The organism is Corynebacterium sp. HMSC056E09 (assembly GCF_001813425.1).
Classification (GTDB): Bacteria; Actinomycetota; Actinomycetes; order Mycobacteriales; family Mycobacteriaceae; genus Corynebacterium; species Corynebacterium hesseae.
Window position 1 is genome coordinate 286,615 of sequence record NZ_KV812513.1, and the last position, 17,030, is coordinate 303,644.

Sequence of the window (17,030 nt, forward strand, 5' to 3'; positions counted from 1 at the left end):
CGCCTAGGAGTGGCCACGGGTCAGCTCAATTTACTCAAACTGCTTTCACCGCACGCGCAACCTTGAGTGGTGAGCTATGAAATATCTAGTTTGTTCCACCCAGCGGTGGAGTGGTTGGGGCAGACATCCAGGTGGAGAGTTCTTGGATGACACTTGCGGCGTCGTTCTTATCGCACCAGTAGTGGTGCAGAGCATCGCCGAGGCGCATTTCTACGCGGTAGTTGTTGCTGTCTGGGCTGAAGTAACACTGGATGTAATGCTCAATTTTGGTGTTGTCACTGATGATCAGGAAATCCCGCGGATCGGTTCCCACATTGAGGTTCGCTAGTGACCAAGCATTTGTAGTGATGTAATCAATCCAGTAAGGAATGCTGCGGAGACTAGCCCAAGGCGCTTGGTACTCCATCGTCTCGGTGGTGAAGTTTGAGTTTTCATCACCAAATGTCCACACCAACTGCTCGTTCTCGAGGACGGTGAGCGTTGCGAAGTAGGAAAGCACGGGGCTGACGGATAGGAGTAACTGGGCGATGTGGTCGTCGAAATCGCTGATGGCAAGGCAATTTGATCCGGTGAGCTCCACAGCTATGTTGTGTGGCGCTAATACTTTGGTGAGGTATTGGTAGAGCTGCAGAGCTTGTTGCGAGAAGTGGTTTTCTGCCTGGCTAGCGGAGATCACGAGGTTGTAGATCTCATCTGGCGCGGCTGGAGTGGTTGGGAGGTGGATGATTACTCGTTCTGTGCTCATTGTTGCTCCGTCGCTGGTGCCATTGTTGGTTGTAGAGTAACTCAGTTTTCCCATGCGGGAATAGTATTCCTCCCACTCCTCTAGAGTCGGTTCTCGGTTTGTGACGAGGAAATATCGGGCATTTCTTGGTGAAGCTGAAGACATGGCAACGTCGAGGCCGTTTTCTTCAAGGAATTCGAGAAGGCGCTGTTCGTTCATATCTTGAGCTTTTACTGGAAAGTCGGGAGCCATTGAATCTTCGGTGGTCTTTTTCCCGAGCCAATGTTGGGAGTAGGAACGCGTCATCGCATCTAGCTGATTCGAGTAAGTAATGAGTACCCATTGCTGGGAAACCTCGGTCTTCGTAATCGCCATCCCTAGGGGCGGATGTTCGAGTTCTTCATGGACGTGAATGAGGAGCTGGAAAAGGCGATCTGACTCGTCGAGCGAATAGCTCACCGCGGTTACTCCGTTTTGTTCTTGGAAGATCCAGACTCGATCGAGATTTGATAGTGGCTTAGTGGGTTTGTCAATTTCAACGAAGTTGAGAAAAAGCGGATCAAAGTTGCTCTTGACTGTGGCGATGGTGGATTCAAGGTCTTGCCAGAAAAACGCTGTGGGCTGGTTATATGCAATCTCGAAAGTCAAATCTTATCTGCCTTGGATGAGGGTGGGCTCCATTCTAAGGACGCGTGCGCCACCATCGTAATGATTGGCTGCACGGGCCTCCCGAAACGCACAGCGGGCGCAGGGAGAAGCGTGTGTGCTTCCTCCCCGCGCCCGCTGTGTTTGTCTTAGACATGCACGGTTAGGTGCTCGGCGCGTGCGCCTTAGTCACGCGAGTGGGTGACCATCTCTTCCCACTCGACGAACTTCTTACGCTCGCGGCCCTCGGCCTCACCCAGTGCGCGCTCGGCGGCGTCGAGCTTCTTCCAGCCCTCCCAGGTCAGGTGCTCCAAGCCCTTGGACTTGAAGAGTTCCACGATGTCCTCCTCGCGGGAGTGGGAGAGGTTGCCCGCATCGGCGTCGGCAAGCAGCATGCCGATGGTCTCCGTGGCATCGGACTTGGTGTTGCCGATGAGCCCCACCGGGCCGCGCTTGATCCAGCCGGTGGTGTAGAGGCCCGGCACGACGTCACCGTCGAGGTCGACAACGTGGCCGCCGTCGTTGTTGATGACGTTCTTCTGCTTGTTGAAGGGAACGCCCTCGATGGCATCGGAGCGGTACCCCACGGCCAGGTAGACGGCTTGTGCCGGCCACTCGGTGAACTTGCCGGTGCCGGTGACGGAGCCATCGCCGTTGAGGGCGGTGCGCTCGGTCTTCACCGCCGTGACCTTGCCGTTCTCACCGATGAACTCGACAGGCTGCTCGAAGAGGTGAATCTGCAGGGTGTGCGGGGCATCCTTGGGCTCACGGATGGCGTAGCCTTCTAGAGTCTGGCACACCAGATCGCAGGACTTGGCCTCTTCGCGGGCCTTGAGGGAGGCCTCGTCGTAGTCGATGTCCTCCGGGTCCACCACCACGTTGATGGTGGGGGAGTGGTCGAGCTCCTTGAGCTCCAGCGGCGTGAACTTAGCCTGTGCCGGACCGCGGCGGCCGAAGACGCGCACGGTGGTGGCCTGATTCTTGGCCAGGGACTCGTAGACGTTATCGGGGATCTCGGTGGCTTCCTTAAGCTCATCGCCGGTCTTGGCCAGGATGCGGGCCACGTCGAGGCCCACGTTGCCCACGCCGATCACGGCGACGTCGGTGGCGGACAGGTCCCAGGAGCGCTCGAAGCGCGGGTTTCCGTCGTAGAAGCCGACGAACTCGCCGGCGCCGTGGACGCCCTCGAGATCGGAGCCCGGGATCTGCATGCCCCGGTCACCAACGGCGCCGGTGGCGAAGACGACGGCGTCGTAGTACTCCTCAAGCTCGGAGACGGTGACATCGCGGCCCACAGTGATGTTGGACAGAAGGCGGATCTGTTCGGTGTCGAGCACTCGGTGCAGGGAGTTAATGATTCCCTTAATGCGCGGGTGGTCCGGAGCCACTCCGTAGCGGATGAGCCCGAAGGGGGCTGGCATCTGCTCGATGAGATCGATCTGAACGTTGCCGCCGGTCTTCTTCACCAGGATGTCGGAGGCGTAGATGCCGGCTGGGCCGGCGCCGATGACGGCTACTTTCAGGGGCTGCTGGGTCATGATGGCCTTTCGGAATGTTGTAGTAACTAACGAAAGCTTAGGTCTAAACAAGCGTGGGTTTCATTGAACCGGCTTGTCTGCTGTAGGGCAACTGGGCCTAATTACATTCGGAGAACATTGTGGCATAAACCCAGCGTGCTTTGCATATTCGGGCGAAAATAAAAAAGACTGCTTTGTCTGTTTTGGCTAGACCGGTAGGTTTTCAGTAACCGACGAAAGGCAGCAGATTATGACCACCGCCACACAGCGAAAGCCACGCACGAAAAAACCGGAAGGCCAGTGGAAGATCGACGGCACCGCCCCGCTTAACGCTGACGAGGAGATCAAGCAGGCCGACGACGCTTTAGCCGTGCGCCAGCGCGTCATCGATGTCTACTCGAAGCAGGGCTTCTCCTCCATCCCCGCCGAGGATCTTGCCCCGCGTTTTAAGTGGTTGGGCCTGTATACCCAGCGCAACCAGAACCTGGGCGGTGAGATGACCTCCAAGCTCACCAACGCCGAGCTGCAGGATGAATACTTCATGATGCGCGTGCGCTTCGACGGGGGCCGCGCGGATCCCGCCAAGCTGCGCGCGGTAGGCGAGATTAGCCGCGATTATGCCCGTTCCACCGCGGACTTTACGGACCGCCAGAACATTCAGCTGCACTGGATTCAGATTGAAGATGTCCCCGCTATTTGGGAGAAACTGCGCTCCGTCGGCTTGGATACCTTGCTGGGCTGCGGCGACGTGCCCCGCGTCATCCTTGGCTCACCGGTAGCGGGTGTGGCGGCCGACGAGATTATCGACGCCACCCCGGCCATCGAGGAGATTAAGAACAACTATCTCCCGCGCGAGGAGTTTCACAACCTCCCGCGCAAGTTTAAGACCGCCATTTCTGGTAACTCCCGGCAGGACGTGACGCACGAAATCCAGGACATCGCTTTTGTTGGCACCGAGCACCCCGAGTACGGGCCGGGCTTCGATTGCTTCGTGGGCGGAGGCCTGTCCACCAACCCGATGCTCTCGCAATCCCTTGGCGCGTGGATCCCGCTTGAGCGCGTCCCTGAGGTGTGGGCCGGTGTTGCGCGCATCTTCCGCGACTATGGCTTCCGCCGAAACCGCAACCGCGCGCGCCTGAAATTCTTGGTGGCGCAGTGGGGCATTGAGAAGTTCCGCAGGGTCCTAGAAGAGGAGTATCTGGACGCGCCGCTTCTCGACGGCCTCCCGCTCCCCATCGCCCCCGGTAACCGCGACCACCTCGGCGTGCACCGCCAGCGGGACGGCAAGTTCTACGTGGGTGTCAAGCCCACTGTGGGGCATGCCACCGGCGAGCAGCTCATCGCCATCGCCGACGTGGCCGAGAAATTCGGAATCAACCGCATCCGTACCACCCCGATGAAGGAGCTTCTCTTCCTCGACGTCGCGGAAGAGGATATCCCCGCCCTGTCCCGCGCTTTGGATGAGACGGGCTTGTACTCCCAGCCCTCGGAGTTCCGCCGCGGCGTCATCTCCTGCACCGGCCTGGAATTTTGTAAGCTCGCCCACGTGACCACCAAGGCCCGCGCCATCGAGCTTGTCGACATCCTGGAAGATACCCTTGGCGACCTCGATGTGCCGCTGTCCATCGCCCTCAACGGCTGCCCCAATGCCTGCGCGCGCTCGCAGGTATCTGACATCGGGCTTAAAGGACAGATCGTGACCGATGCTGATGGCAATCGCGTCGAAGGATTCCAGGTCCACCTCGGCGGTGCCCTCGGCCTATCCCCGGACTGGGGGCGCAAGCTGCGCGGGCACAAGGTGGTGGCCGATGAAGTGCCCGACTACGTCATCCGCTTGGTCAATAAATATAAGGAGCAGCGCGAAGACGGCGAGCAGTTCCGCCACTGGGTGCTGCGCGCGGACGAGGAGGACTTGCAATGAATTTCCGCCGCAAGCCCAACCCCAACCGCAACCATCCCGCCTACTGCCCCTATTGCGCTGGGACCAACCTGTTCCCCGATGAAGAAGATGACTTCGCATGGAAGTGCGAAGAGTGCCTCCGCATCTTTTCCGTACGCTTCCACGGCCAAGACGATGCCCCGGTAGCGCCCGCGCCGGCGGTGTCCTCAACGGAGGCTTTGCAGCGCTCCCTCGCTCGCCGCGGCCACTCCACCGCCACCGCCTAGGAAAAAGGACACCGCCCAGCCATGACAGCCCCGAATTCCACCACCGCACTGCTGACCCTCTCGCACGGCTCGCGCCATCCCGCGGCCGCAGCGAGCGTGGCGGCCCTGACCCGCGCTGCCGGCGAGCTTGCCGGTGCGCCAGCCACCGCCGCGCACCTCGAGTTCAACGATCCTCCCCTCGAAGAGGCCGCGCGCAACCTTGCTGAACAAGGCGTGCGCGAGGCGGTTGTTGTGCCCTTGCTTTTTACAGAGGGCTACCACCAGCGCGTCGACGTTCCCGCCGCACTGGCCCAGGCCTCCGCGGCTTCCGGAGTCACCCTCCACCAAGCACGTGGCCTCGGCACTGGTGAGGACATGGCCAGGCTGCTCGCGCAGCAGGTGCCGGAAGGAACGGATACCGTCGTGGTGTACTCCGTCGGTTCCTCCGATGAGCGTGCTAATGCTGCGGTAGCTGACCTAGCAAGGCGCGTGGGCGAGCTCACCGGCTGCGCGGCGGAGGTCTCTTTTGCTACGCGCGGCGAGCGCCGGCCCGTGGGGCCGGAGGGGAGCCAGGAGGTCGTAGTGCCGCTCTTCGTGAGTCCCGGCTTGCTCTTGGATCGCCTCGAAGGGGATTCTAGGCATACCAGTGAGCAGCCCAGGCGTGTGCTCCCTCCGCTAGGGGAGGCCCTCGCCGGCATTGTGTCCCATCGCTATGCGGAGGTGGCCCATGCGTAGCCTCATCCTCATCGCGCTGGCGGGTGCTGCCGCGCAGCTTGTCGACGGCGGCATCGGCATGGGCTTTGGCGTAACTTCCACGACCATCCTGCTGCTGGCTGGTCTGGGGCCGGCAACAGCCTCTGCGGTAGTGCACACCTCGGAGCTCGGCACCACCCTGGTCTCCGGAATCAGCCACTGGCGCTTCGGCAACGTGCACTGGCCCACCGTGCTCAAGCTCGGTGTGCCGGGAGGCCTGTCTGCCTTCATCGGGGCGACGGTTCTGTCCAACCTCTCACTGGAAGCAGCCGCGCCCGTAACCTCCGCCATCCTCATCGCCTTGGGCATCAACCTGGTCTGGCGCTTTTCGCGAACGCGCAGCGCCGCACCGCGAGAATCCCGGCCGCATTCGACTCCTTTCCTCGCCGGCCTCGGCGTGGTGGGAGGCTTCGTCGACGCCTCGGGTGGCGGCGGATGGGGCCCGATTTCCACCTCGACACTGTTGGCGGTCGGCCGCGAACAACCGCGGCGCATTGTCGGCACCGTCAACACCGCAGAATTCCTTGTTACCTTTGGCGCGACGGCAGGCTTCATCGTTGGCCTCTGGGAAGAAATCGTGGCCAACGCTGCCGCGGTCGTGGCCCTGCTTATCGGCGGGGCGATCACTGCGCCGGTTGCGGCGTGGCTCATTTCCCGCATCAATCCCACGCTCCTCGGTGGATTCGTCGGAACGGCCATCGTGGTGCTCAACATCCCCAAAGCTCTGGGGTGGGCCCTGCAGCACCCGCAGACCCTCATCGTGCAGTCCATCGCGTTCGTTCTGGGCGTGGCGGTGACCGTGTGGGGAAATGCCCGCCGTGCGCGCCGCGCTGGCGGCAAGGAAAACGAGCGCAGCGGTTCCAACACCGCGCCCCAGCGGGGCGGCAACCGCGTTGTCGAAACCACGGAGCCGACCGGACGCGATGGCTTTCCTGCCGGCACTCCTGCGGAGGAATCAGAACCCGTCGGAGTGAGCTCGCCGCGATCCTAGGAACGTGCCGTATTGGCGTTGACTAGAGTCCGGCGACCTTGCCGATAACAATGACCGCTGGTGGAGCCACCGAGTTTTCCTCCATTGTGGGTCCTAGTTCGGCGAGCTCGCAGTGGAAGGCCCGCTCACCATCGAGGGAGCCCTCCTGGATGATGTGCACGGGGGTGTGGGGTGAGAGGGAGGCGTCGATCAGCGCGGTGGCAATGGCCGCCGCGTTCTTCACGCCCATGATGACCGAAAGCGTGGCCCCAGACCGCGCGAGTGCTGCCCAATCCACCAAGGACTTGGGGTGGCCTGGCGGCAGGTGCCCGGAGACCACCGTGAAGGCATGGACGACGCCACGGTGAGTCACCGGCGTTCCTGCCAGCGCGGGGACGGCCACCGCCGAGGTCACTCCGGGGATGACCTCCACCGGGAGACCCGCGGCGGTAAGTGCGGTGAGCTCTTCGAAGCCGCGACCAAATACATAAGGATCGCCGCCCTTCAGACGCACCACGCGGCGGCCTGCCAGGGCGTGCTCGATGAGGACCTCGTTGATGCGCTCCTGGGCCACTTGGGCGCGGTAGGGGATCTTGGAGACGTCGATAAGCTCCTTGGCGTCAACATCACACAGCTTATCCAGCTGGGCAGTGGGGCCGAGGTGATCAGCCACGATGACCTCGGCTTCCTGCAGCGCCCGCATGCCGCGCACGGTGATGAGATCCCACGCGCCAGGGCCGCCGCCGACAAGGACTACCGGATGAATGCTCATGGCCACTCATCCTAGCTATGCTCGGGCCTATGACTTCCTATGACCCCGAATCCGTGAGCTTCTTTGACATCGCCCACGAAGGCGCGCAAGCTCGCGTGGTGGCCGCCGCCGTACCGGAGCTGGCTCGCGTGCTGGGTGGGCTGCGCCCGCGCAGCATCGTCGTCCTTGCCGCTGACCAGGTTTCCCGCGCCGCTGCCCACGTCGCCGTGGGCCTAGCCGAGCCCGCTGAGGTTCCCATCATGGTCAGCGAATCGCTGCCGCTCTTTACCGGTGCCCTCGACGTCGTGGTGGTGGCGGGGGATAGCCCATGGGCAGAGCGCGCGCTGCACGACGCCGCGCGCCGAGGGGCGACGACGATTCTGCTGAATGAAATCGAGGATGCTCCTGAGGACACCGTCGTCATCGACACCCTTCCCACGGCCGAAGGGATTTCACCGGTGCGCGCCATCACGGCCGTGCATGCGGTGAGCGCGGTGTTAAGCGAAGACCCGGTGTTGGTCTCCCGCCGGTTGGAGGACGTTGCCGATGCCGTGGACCGTGAGCTGGAAGCGCTGTCACCGCAGCGCGATTCCACGACGAACCCCGGGCGCGCGTTGCGTGAATTTGTGGAAGGCGGACGAATCATCCACAGCTGTGGACCCGATCCCTATGCGTTCTCGGAGGAGCGCACGCGGGTGCACCTCGACGCTCTCGTTGCCCGCATGGCGGGCACGCTGTGGGCAGTCCATGGGCTAGGCGGGACCGTCGTCGACGCGGAAGGCTTAGGGCCGATTCTGCAGACAAATCCGACGGACATCTTCTATGACCCGTTTGAATCGGAAGAGCCTTTGGTACCCTTGAAAATTGTTTTATGGGGACAGGAAGAGGCGAACCTTCCCCACTCGTTCGCAGCGGCGAGCGCCGATACCTCCTGTGGGGAATTGGCCCGCGCGCTGCAGTTGATTACGCGCAGTTATGCCGCGACCGCCTACGACGTGAAATAGAGGAAGTCAATGAAGTTGCTCACCAGTGCTGCCCGCAATTACTCGTGGGGCTCGCGCACGCTGATTCCGACGCTGCTCGGCGAGCCCGAGGCTCAAAGCCCGGTTGCTGAGCTGTGGTTTGGTGCGCACCCGGCGGATCCCTCAACGATTGAGGGAGAAAAGCTGGATGAGATCATCGCGGCGGATCCGCAAGGCCAGCTGGGGCAGCGGGTGGCTGACAAGTATGGCGCCGGCCTTCCCTTCTTGCTGAAGATTCTGGCGGCTGCAGAGCCGCTGTCGCTGCAGGCGCACCCTTCGAAGCGGCAGGCCGAGGAAGGTTTCGCCCGCGAGAACGCGGCGGGAATCGACCTCACGGCGTCAAACCGCAACTACAAGGATGACAACCACAAGCCAGAGCTCATCGTGGCGCTCACGGAGTTCTACGCCATGGCGGGTTTCCGTCCGCTAGCGCAGACCCGCAGCCTCTTTGCGGCCTTGGACTGCGAAGAACTGGCTCACTACGAGGGCATGCTCGACACCGATCCTGCCGCTGAAGGCGACAGCCTCCGCGCGCTGTTTACCACGTGGATTACGATCCCGGGTGCCAAGCGCAAGGAGCTGATCAGCGCGGTGGTAGCGGCGGGCGAGCGCCTGCGCGGCAACCAGGCGGGCGAGCCGTGGATGGCCACCGTGATGGCAACCGTGGCCAAGCTCAACGAGCAATATCCGGGGGATATCGGCGTGTTGGGCGCGTTGCTGCTCAATCACATCGTCCTGCAGCCGGGGGAGGCGATTTACCTTGACGCTGGGCAGCTGCATGCCTATGTCTCTGGCCTGGGTGTAGAGATCATGGCTAACTCCGATAACGTGCTGCGCGGTGGCCTGACCCCGAAGTTTGTTGACGTCCCCGAGCTGGTTAAAGTCCTCACCTACCAGGCGGCAGAAGATCCGCGCGTGGACCTGAAAGACGCAGCCGAGACAGGAGGCATAAAGGGTGCAGAGGCATGGTCCTACCCAGTGCCGATTGAGGAGTTCCTGCTGGATCGCGTCGAGCTTTCTGGTGAGGAGAGCGTCGAGGTCGACAGCGATGGCCCCATGATTGTGTTGTGCACCTCCGGCTCGGTGGCATTGAGCAATGCCGAGGCAGAAAACGTCAGCCTTGGCGCGGGTCACGCGGCGTGGATTCCCGCTAGCGACCCGGCCGCCATCGTTCGTTCCACCGGTGGCGAAGACGCCGAGGTGTTTATCGCCCGCGTTTAGTCGGCGGCCGTTTAGTTAACGGCGCGGGTATTAGGCGGACTGCGTCAATGCTGATGCGGCGGTAGTTTCGCCGTTGTCGGCTAAATGAGCAGCGGTGGGGGTCGCTGCGGAAGGCTCTGCCGCCGCGGGAGCATCATCCGTCGGCGCGGCGGGAGTCGGGGCGGCCTCGTTGGTGCGGTAAGCCGCGGATTCGCGCTCCACTGCTTCCACTACATCGGCGCCTTGTACCTCGCCGCCCTGTGGAGCGACATCGATAGGCTCGCCCTGTTGCGCTTTCGGCTCCGCATCAGGCGCGGGCGCGTTCTGAGTGAACCCGGCGGGGTGCGGGATGAAGGAGCCAAGCGGTTCAGGAACTCCAGTGTTCTGCGAGGGCGTAGGTTCCTTGGGTTGCGGCTGCTCAGCGGGCTGGCTGCCGTCCTGGTCCTCCACTGGGCCCTCTTGCGGCACGGCGGTCTGAGATTCCGGCGTGGCCGACGGCTGAGTGGGCTCGGAGCTTTGCTGAGGAGTACCCGGAATCGGTGTTTCGGAGGCCGGAGTAGAGCCGTCCGTTGGCGGCACGGCAGGGGCCATGCTGACCGGCGCCTGCGGGTACGGATTGTTCGGAGTTGCCTGCGGCTGCTGGTTCTGCAGTGAGGAAACATTGTCTGGGCGGTAGACGGCCGTGGGGCCAACCGGCTCCGTGCGGTTCACCACGGCATTCGGCGCCAGGTAGGGATCCTCTGCCGGCGCGGCGACATTAGTTTTCGATTGCTTCGACTGCGTGGACGTCGGGGTAGCCGTGGTCGTATAGGAATGCGTTGTCGAGGGAGCGGAAGATGCGGTGCTCGACACAGCGGTGGCAGCGGAGGGCTTAGACACGACGGATTCGGGCGCGCTGATGCGCCACACTGCGACGCCTACGGCGACGGCACAGAGGAGGCCGGCCGCGACAAAGACCAAGATGCGGCGTGAACTGCTCGTCATGCGGGGCGCTCTCCTTCCTGCACAAAAGCCTGCGTAAATGTCACAAGTCGGTAACAACGATAACACGAATCTGGAGATAGTAAATGGCCTGGGCAAAATTCCCCGTTCAGGCGTGGTATAGGGCAGTGGGTGAAATGCAACATATGGAGGAGGGCAGGAGGAGGGGCAGTCGGAAGACGGCACGGAGCGATGTGACCGTAATAAAACCGCGCTCTTGACCGAAGCCTTGCATGAGGGCATCTAAAGAATGGTAGAAATTGGATTAGATACCGGCTGCGCGGAGCGCCCGCCCGCGAAGCTGCACCGGCCCACCGTGGATACAGGAACGCGGATAAAAACACAGACCCCTAATTCACTTAAGGATGAAGGAGAAAGCAATGAGCTCATGGGATGAGGACATCTTCGCCGACGAGGTCAACGTCGACTTCCTGGATGAACTGGCAGACCTCGAGGATGAAGAAATCGTTGCCGCGGTAGATGATGCCTGCGCGCTTGCGGTCTCGGGCGAAGAACAGACTGAAGAGGAGCAGCGTAACGCCTTGGCGGCGGCCACGATAGCCGCGATCTGGGCAGGCGCCCCGTTCAGCGCCGGAGAAGTCGTCGAAGACTATCCCTTCATCCGGGATCTCGCCGGATCCGGCAGTGAAAACCTCAACGAGCATGCCCTGGAGTTGCTCGAAGAGGTGGAGGAAGACTACGACCTCGAGCCCTTTATTGAGGCCCTGTCCTAACGGCAGCGCTAGGTACACGCTAGACATAACAGCATGCTGATCAGTATTGAAGGAATCGATGGCGCGGGTAAAAACACCATTACCCAGCGCCTGCGGGAAGAACTAGCCTGCGATGTCGAAGTCTTGAGCTTTCCCCGCTACGAAGAGTCCATCCATGCGCAGCTCGCGCAGGAAGCCCTGTATGGGCGTATGGGAGATCTGACCGATTCGGCCTATGGAATGGCTACACTTTTCGCGTTGGATCGGCGCGGTGCCAAGGAACAGCTCCTTGCCGCCGCTGAGTCCACGGATAGCCTGCTCATCTTGGATCGATATGTGGCGTCCAACGCCGCGTATTCCGCCGCGCGGGTCGGCGGTGAGCTCATCGTCGATTGGATCTATGAGCTCGAGTTTGAACGCTTCGGCCTGCCGGTGCCGCAGCTGCAGATCTTTTTGGATACCGACGTCGCCCTTGCCGGTCAGCGTGCCGTGGCCCGTGCAGCAGAGGATGAAGGGCGCAATCGCGACCGCTATGAGCGCGATGCCGCGTTGCAGTCACGCACGGCGGCCGCCTACCGTCGCCTAGCAGATCAGCAGTGGGCAGGGCGGTGGATCGCCACCGCGGATGCCGATATGATTATCCAAGCTGTCAAGGAGCTTGTAGGAGAACAATAAAGTGGCACCGAAAATCTTGGTCGTGGATGATGACCCGGCAATCGCCGAAATGCTCACCATCGTGCTCGAGGCAGAAGGACTGGAGCCTATTGCCGTTAACGATGGAAATGAGGCGATCCCGGCCTTCCGCGAGCATGACCCGGATCTGATCCTGTTGGATCTCATGCTTCCGGGCATGAATGGCGTGGATATTTGCCGCGCCATTCGTACTGAGTCCTCGGTGCCCATCGTCATGCTGACGGCGAAGACAGACACCGTTGATGTGGTTCTCGGCCTCGAATCGGGGGCGGATGATTACATCACCAAGCCCTTCAAACCGAAGGAGCTCATCGCTCGTATCCGCGCGCGCCTGCGTCGAATCGATGGAGGCACGGGAGAAATTATTGAGGTGGGGGACCTGCTTATCGACGTCCCCGAGCACACCGTTACCCGCAAGGGCGGCGAGGAGATCTCGCTGACTCCGCTGGAGTTCGACCTTCTTCTGGAGATGGCGCGCAAGCCCGGCCAGGTGCATACTCGCGAGGCGCTGCTTGAATCTGTCTGGGGTTACCGCCACGCGTCCGATACGCGCCTTGTCAACGTGCACGTCCAGCGCCTGCGCGCGAAGATTGAGCACGACCCCGAGGATCCACACATCGTCCTCACCGTGCGCGGCGTGGGGTATAAGACCGGGAAAACCGCCGAGTAAAGGACTGCCGCTATTTTTGGTTGGTTAAGGCGAGTCCGGGATGGCGTCGTCGAGCGCTGGCGCACCTCCCTGCAGACACGTGTCCTGGGCATGATGTTGGTGGCCTCCACGGTGGTCATGATCATCCTGGCCTACGCGCTGGTGTCGGTGCTGACGCAGCAGCTGGTGAGCCAGAAGGAGGACACGGCGCTACAGGAGCTCGATCGCGCCCGCGTGGCCGTGGAACAGCAGATCGATGCCACCGGTACGGCAAACTCAACGCAGGTGCGCATCAATTCTGCACGCGCCGCCTTGGGCCAATTATCGGCGCAACAACCCGACGCCCAGGCCGTGTATGAACCGGTCATCGTCGTGGAGAATTCCGACGGCACGGCCACGACGTCCCCGGAGGGCTACCGCATCCCCGACGGGATGCGCGAGCTCGTTGGCCGGGGCCAAGTCGTGCAGCAATACGCCACGGTGGACCAGCAATCGGGAGCAACCTACAACGCGCTGATGGTGGGCACGCCCATTGAAAGCGACATCCCGAATACCCAGGTCTACCTCGTATTGTCAATGGAATCTGAGGAATCCACGATGGCGCTCATGCGTGGTTTGCTCTCGGCTGCCGGAGTGGTGGTGGTTGTCCTCCTCGTTGGCATCGCCTGGCTGGCCACCCAGCAGGTGATCGTCCCGATTCGCTCCGCCTCCCGCATTGCGCAGCGCTTTGCTGCCGGCCACCTGCGTGAGCGCATGGTGGTCAACTCAGACGATGAAATGGGCCGCCTCGCCTCCTCCTTTAACGACATGGCAGATAAGCTGTCTAAGCAGATCACCCAACTGGAGGAGTATGGCGATCTCCAGCGGCAGTTCACTTCTGACGTGTCCCACGAGCTGCGCACGCCATTGACAACGGTGCGCATGGCGGCGGATGTCATCGCGGAAGATGCGGATGAATTCAACCCTTACACCAAGCGCTCGGCGGAGCTGCTCATCAAGGAGCTGGATCGCTTCGAGGACTTGCTCGCGGACCTGTTGGAGATCTCTCGCCACGATGCCGGCGTGGCTGACCTCTCCACGGCCTCCATCGACATTCGCTCCTGCGTGGACTCCGCGCTGAGCCAAGTGGAGCACCTCGCCTCGGAGCTCGGAGTGGAGGTCGTCGTTCATGTGCCGGAGGAACCCGTCGCCGTGGAATGCGATTCGCGTCGCGTCGAGCGCATCCTGCGCAACCTGCTCGCGAACGCCATCGACCACTCTGAGGGCAATCCCATCATCGTGGACGTCGGCGCGACTGAGGACGCCGTCGGCATCGCCGTCACCGACTCCGGTGTGGGGCTCAAGGAAGGCCAAGAAGAGCTGGTGTTCAACCGCTTCTGGCGCGCGGATTCTTCGCGCAAGCGCCATTCTGGTGGAACCGGCTTGGGCCTTGCCATCGCTCGCGAGGATGCCGTGCTCCATGGGGGCACGCTCGACGCCATCGGCTACTACGGTATAGGCTCGCGCTTCCGATTGATCCTTCCACGCACCCCGGGGCAGCAGGTGGAGTCCGAGCCCATTGCTCTGGAAGAGCCGGGGGCACCGAAGCCCATAGAAGCAGAGGAACAATCCGCTCTTGAGCTGAGCGCTGATCCGGAGGCTCCTGCGGTTAAAGCAGAAACGGACAACGGGATTGTGTGGCCCTCCGAGCGTGAGGCCCGCGCCGTGGAGCCGCCTTTTAACCAAGACAGCGTGTCCGACTTCGAGGAGGAGGCTCAGCGATGATTCCAGCCCGCCGCCCGCTCGCAGTACTCAGTTGCGTCGCACTCACCGCTCTCGTTGGTTGTTCGACGTTGCCACATAACACCGATCCGCAGGTGATTAGTACCTTCGAACCGCATGACCGGGCCGACGATGCCGTCGTCGAGCCGCGCGCCGATAGCGAACCTGACTTGCTTGTCCGTGACTTCTATTCGGCCGTGGCGATTCCCACCGGAAACTACGCTGCCGCACGCACCTTCCTTTCCTCTGAGATAGCCAATTCTTGGGACCCTACTGACACCGTTCTCGTGGTGGACTCCATCGATCTGGTGACCTCGAACATGGAGGACGGTGCCCTGGAGTATTCGGTGCGCGGCAATATCATCGGCCGTCTGGCCAACGGCGGGGCCTATGTCCCCGATAACTCGCGTCTTGAGGCGACCGTTCGGCTGCGCCAATTCAATGGGCAATGGCGCATTACGGATCTGCCTACCGGTGCCGTGATTGAGCGCACCGAATTGCGCAATCGCTATCGCCCGCAGTCGCTGTACTTTTTCGATACGACTCAACGCCTGCTTGTGGCGGATCGTCGCTGGCTTTATTCGGGAAAGGATTCGATTGCCTCGGAGCTGGTCACGCTGTTGCTGCAGGGACCATCCTCCGATATCGCGCCGGCAACTTCCAGCCTGATCCCCAAGGACGCCACCTTTTTGGGAATCAATGATGGAGTCTATGAGTTCAGCGGCATGGCTTCGATGACTCAGGAGGAGCGCCTTAAGTTCGCCGCCCAGCTGGTGTGGACCCTCAACAACGCCGAGATCACGAACTCCGTCCGCGCCACCATCGATGGCAGCCCGCTTGTGGATGGCATGGAGGAGATGACCATTGATGATTTCGCGGAGTTTAACCCCGAGGTAGCCGCCCAATCGGTGCCCAAGCTTTATGCAGTCAACGATGGTTCGCTGCTTGAGGTTAAGGGTGAAGGCAGCGCCGAGGTGCCGGGCATGGCCGGGCAGATTCATGACATTCAGTCCGCCGATATCTCCGATGAGGGGATGGTGGCCGCCGTGCGCAAGCGCTCCGAGAAGGAGTCGCAGCTAACGATGGGCGAGCTGGGCCACGAGCTCGAGAATTCGATCAAGGGCGAGACTTTGGCCCGCCCCACTTTTGAGGTGGGCGGCCAGGTGGCGTGGACCGTCGTCGACGGCAAACACGTGGTCCGCGTGACGCGTTCTCCGGCCACCGGAGAGCTGAGCACCGCCGAGGTTGACACCTCTGCGTTGGAGAACGTGGAGGGAGAGATTTCGGTCATCCGTCTGTCACTCACGGGAGCGCGTATAGCCATGATTATCGACGGCAGCGTGTACACCGGTGTGGTTGCCCGCGCGACGTCGGGAGAGCGCCGCATTGTCAACGTCCACCAGGTGGGCCCGGAGCTGACCGGTTCGGCGCTGTCGGTGGAGTGGCAGACGGACGGCTCCCTGCTCGTGGGTACCTCCGCTTCGAATTCTCCGGTGTGGCGCATCGAGCAGGATGGTTCTTCGGCAACAACACTGCCTACCGGAAACATCACCGCGCCCGTGGTGGCGGTGGCGTCCTCACCGTCGACGCACTACGTCACCGATGCGCACGCCCTGTTGCAGCTTCCTGCGGGCGGGTCCGAGCGCTCCTATTGGCGTGAGGTCGAAGGTCTGCAGGGCGTGCGCTCCTCACCCATCATCGCGCGCTAGAGTCGCGCTAGAGTGGGGCGCATGCCGAAAAACCGGGGGATAGGGGAGGCCGCCGCCGCATTTCTGGAGCTGTTCCTGCCGCGCCCGTGCGCGGGGTGTGGCGGTGAGACCACTGCAGGCGGGGTGCTGTGCACGGCCTGCCAGGAACACCTTCGACAGGTGCCACGCCGCGTGGAACGTCCGCAGCCTCTAGGTTTTCCGGCCTGGGCCCTTGGCCCCTATTCCGATACTCGCCGTGGGGTCATCATCGCAATGAAGGAGCGCGGGCACCAGGCGGTGCGAGCTCACCTCGGTGCGGTGTTGGCTGCCGGAATCGAGTACCTGCGCGCACGCGGCGATATTCCGGAGACCGCGCTGCTCGTGCCGGCGCCCACACGCGCGTCGTCGGCCCGCCAGCGCGGTGGTGATCCCGTCGCTGCGCTGTGCCAGGCGGCGTCCGCCCGGCTTCCGGGCTGGGACGTGGTCAATGCCTTGAGCACGGCCGAAGGTAGTGCGGACCAGTCGCAGCTCGGCGCGGTGGAACGCGCCGACAATATGCGCAGGGCAGTGCTCTTGCGGCCTTGTGCCCGCGAGCTGGTGGGACGCAGTGTGCTGCTTGTCGACGACGTCATCACGACCGGAGCAACTCTTCGCGCCAGCGCCGCTCGCGTGTGGGCCATCGGGGGTGACGTGGCCGGTGCGATTGTGCTGGCAGATGCGTAGGGAGGGGCGTCGCCAAGCATGCGCAGAGGGGGCCACTGACCGGGTTGGTTATGACCAGTGGTAGCATGAGGGGTGTCACAGGGAAGCGGGCATCA

The 17,030-nt window shown here is 62.2% G+C and carries 16 protein-coding genes; 12 read left to right on the forward strand and 4 right to left on the reverse strand.

The features are described from left to right. Window positions 1-85: 85 nt before the first annotated feature. Window positions 86-1,372 carry a hypothetical protein gene (locus HMPREF2912_RS10715; protein WP_070597280.1) on the reverse strand — a complete coding sequence of 429 codons (1,287 nt, stop codon included), beginning with the start codon at window positions 1,370-1,372 and terminating at the stop codon, window positions 86-88. A 182-nt stretch (window positions 1,373-1,554) separates the two neighbouring features. Next, entirely contained in the window at window positions 1,555-2,907 is a 1,353-nt protein-coding gene (locus tag HMPREF2912_RS10720) for an FAD-dependent oxidoreductase (RefSeq protein WP_070684127.1), read from the reverse strand. A gap of 229 nt (window positions 2,908-3,136) precedes the next feature. On the opposite strand from HMPREF2912_RS10720, the gene HMPREF2912_RS10725 reads away from it, so the two are divergent. From HMPREF2912_RS10725 to HMPREF2912_RS10740, 4 genes are read left to right on the forward strand one after another with little or no spacing between them, the layout of a single operon-like run. Further along, complete coding sequence (locus HMPREF2912_RS10725) at window positions 3,137-4,807, forward strand: nitrite/sulfite reductase (protein ID WP_070597284.1); 1,671 nt, start codon at window positions 3,137-3,139, stop codon at window positions 4,805-4,807. Then, entirely contained in the window at window positions 4,804-5,052 is a 249-nt protein-coding gene (locus HMPREF2912_RS10730) for a hypothetical protein (RefSeq protein WP_070597285.1), read from the forward strand. The genes HMPREF2912_RS10725 and HMPREF2912_RS10730 overlap by 4 nt, the downstream gene beginning before the upstream one ends. 21 nt (window positions 5,053-5,073) lie before the next feature. Next, window positions 5,074-5,766, forward strand: a complete 693-nt coding sequence (locus tag HMPREF2912_RS10735) for a sirohydrochlorin chelatase (protein ID WP_070597287.1) — start codon at window positions 5,074-5,076, stop codon at window positions 5,764-5,766. Next, window positions 5,759-6,775 (forward strand): sulfite exporter TauE/SafE family protein, encoded by a 1,017-nt coding sequence (locus HMPREF2912_RS10740; RefSeq protein ID WP_070597290.1) that lies wholly within the window; start codon window positions 5,759-5,761, stop codon window positions 6,773-6,775. The genes HMPREF2912_RS10735 and HMPREF2912_RS10740 overlap by 8 nt, the downstream gene beginning before the upstream one ends. A 22-nt stretch (window positions 6,776-6,797) precedes the next feature. Here HMPREF2912_RS10740 and cobA read toward each other — a convergent pair whose 3' ends face one another. Continuing rightward, window positions 6,798-7,526, reverse strand: coding sequence for a uroporphyrinogen-III C-methyltransferase (gene cobA / locus HMPREF2912_RS10745; protein WP_070597292.1), 729 nt, complete (start codon window positions 7,524-7,526; stop codon window positions 6,798-6,800). Window positions 7,527-7,555: 29 nt separating this feature from the next. Here cobA and HMPREF2912_RS10750 point away from each other — a divergent pair, with 29 nt between their 5' ends. Then, window positions 7,556-8,509, forward strand: a complete 954-nt coding sequence (locus tag HMPREF2912_RS10750; RefSeq protein WP_227485841.1) for an exopolyphosphatase — start codon at window positions 7,556-7,558, stop codon at window positions 8,507-8,509. A 9-nt stretch (window positions 8,510-8,518) separates the two neighbouring features. Further along, window positions 8,519-9,748: a mannose-6-phosphate isomerase, class I gene (manA, locus tag HMPREF2912_RS10755; RefSeq protein WP_070522550.1), complete on the forward strand. Its 1,230-nt coding sequence runs from the start codon at window positions 8,519-8,521 to the stop codon at window positions 9,746-9,748. A gap of 30 nt (window positions 9,749-9,778) precedes the next feature. Here manA and HMPREF2912_RS10760 read toward each other — a convergent pair whose 3' ends face one another. Further along, a complete protein-coding gene (locus tag HMPREF2912_RS10760; RefSeq protein ID WP_070597294.1) occupies window positions 9,779-10,711 on the reverse strand; it encodes a DNA-directed RNA polymerase II in 933 nt (310 codons plus the stop codon). Between the two features lie 377 nt (window positions 10,712-11,088). Here HMPREF2912_RS10760 and HMPREF2912_RS10765 point away from each other — a divergent pair, with 377 nt between their 5' ends. The 6 genes from HMPREF2912_RS10765 (at window position 11,089) to HMPREF2912_RS13275 (ending at window position 16,935) form a co-directional block, all read left to right on the forward strand. Beyond that, the gene (locus HMPREF2912_RS10765) at window positions 11,089-11,442 is read left to right on the forward strand and encodes a DUF4259 domain-containing protein (RefSeq protein ID WP_070522555.1); all 354 of its coding nucleotides are present in this window, start codon (window positions 11,089-11,091) and stop codon (window positions 11,440-11,442) included. 33 nt (window positions 11,443-11,475) lie between these two features. Next, on the forward strand, window positions 11,476-12,096 hold the full coding sequence (locus HMPREF2912_RS10770; RefSeq protein ID WP_070684129.1) for a dTMP kinase: 621 nt from the start codon (window positions 11,476-11,478) through the stop codon (window positions 12,094-12,096). Between the two features lies 1 nt (window position 12,097). After that, window positions 12,098-12,784: an MtrAB system response regulator MtrA gene (gene mtrA, locus HMPREF2912_RS10775; protein ID WP_070684131.1), complete on the forward strand. Its 687-nt coding sequence runs from the start codon at window positions 12,098-12,100 to the stop codon at window positions 12,782-12,784. Between the two features lie 69 nt (window positions 12,785-12,853). Then, window positions 12,854-14,527: an MtrAB system histidine kinase MtrB gene (mtrB, locus tag HMPREF2912_RS10780; protein ID WP_255365779.1), complete on the forward strand. Its 1,674-nt coding sequence runs from the start codon at window positions 12,854-12,856 to the stop codon at window positions 14,525-14,527. Continuing rightward, entirely contained in the window at window positions 14,524-16,233 is a 1,710-nt protein-coding gene (gene lpqB / locus HMPREF2912_RS10785; protein ID WP_070522565.1) for an MtrAB system accessory lipoprotein LpqB, read from the forward strand. Before mtrB ends, lpqB begins: the two co-directional genes overlap by 4 nt. 21 nt (window positions 16,234-16,254) lie before the next feature. Further along, window positions 16,255-16,935: a ComF family protein gene (locus tag HMPREF2912_RS13275; protein WP_070684135.1), complete on the forward strand. Its 681-nt coding sequence runs from the start codon at window positions 16,255-16,257 to the stop codon at window positions 16,933-16,935. Window positions 16,936-17,030 lie beyond the last annotated feature (95 nt).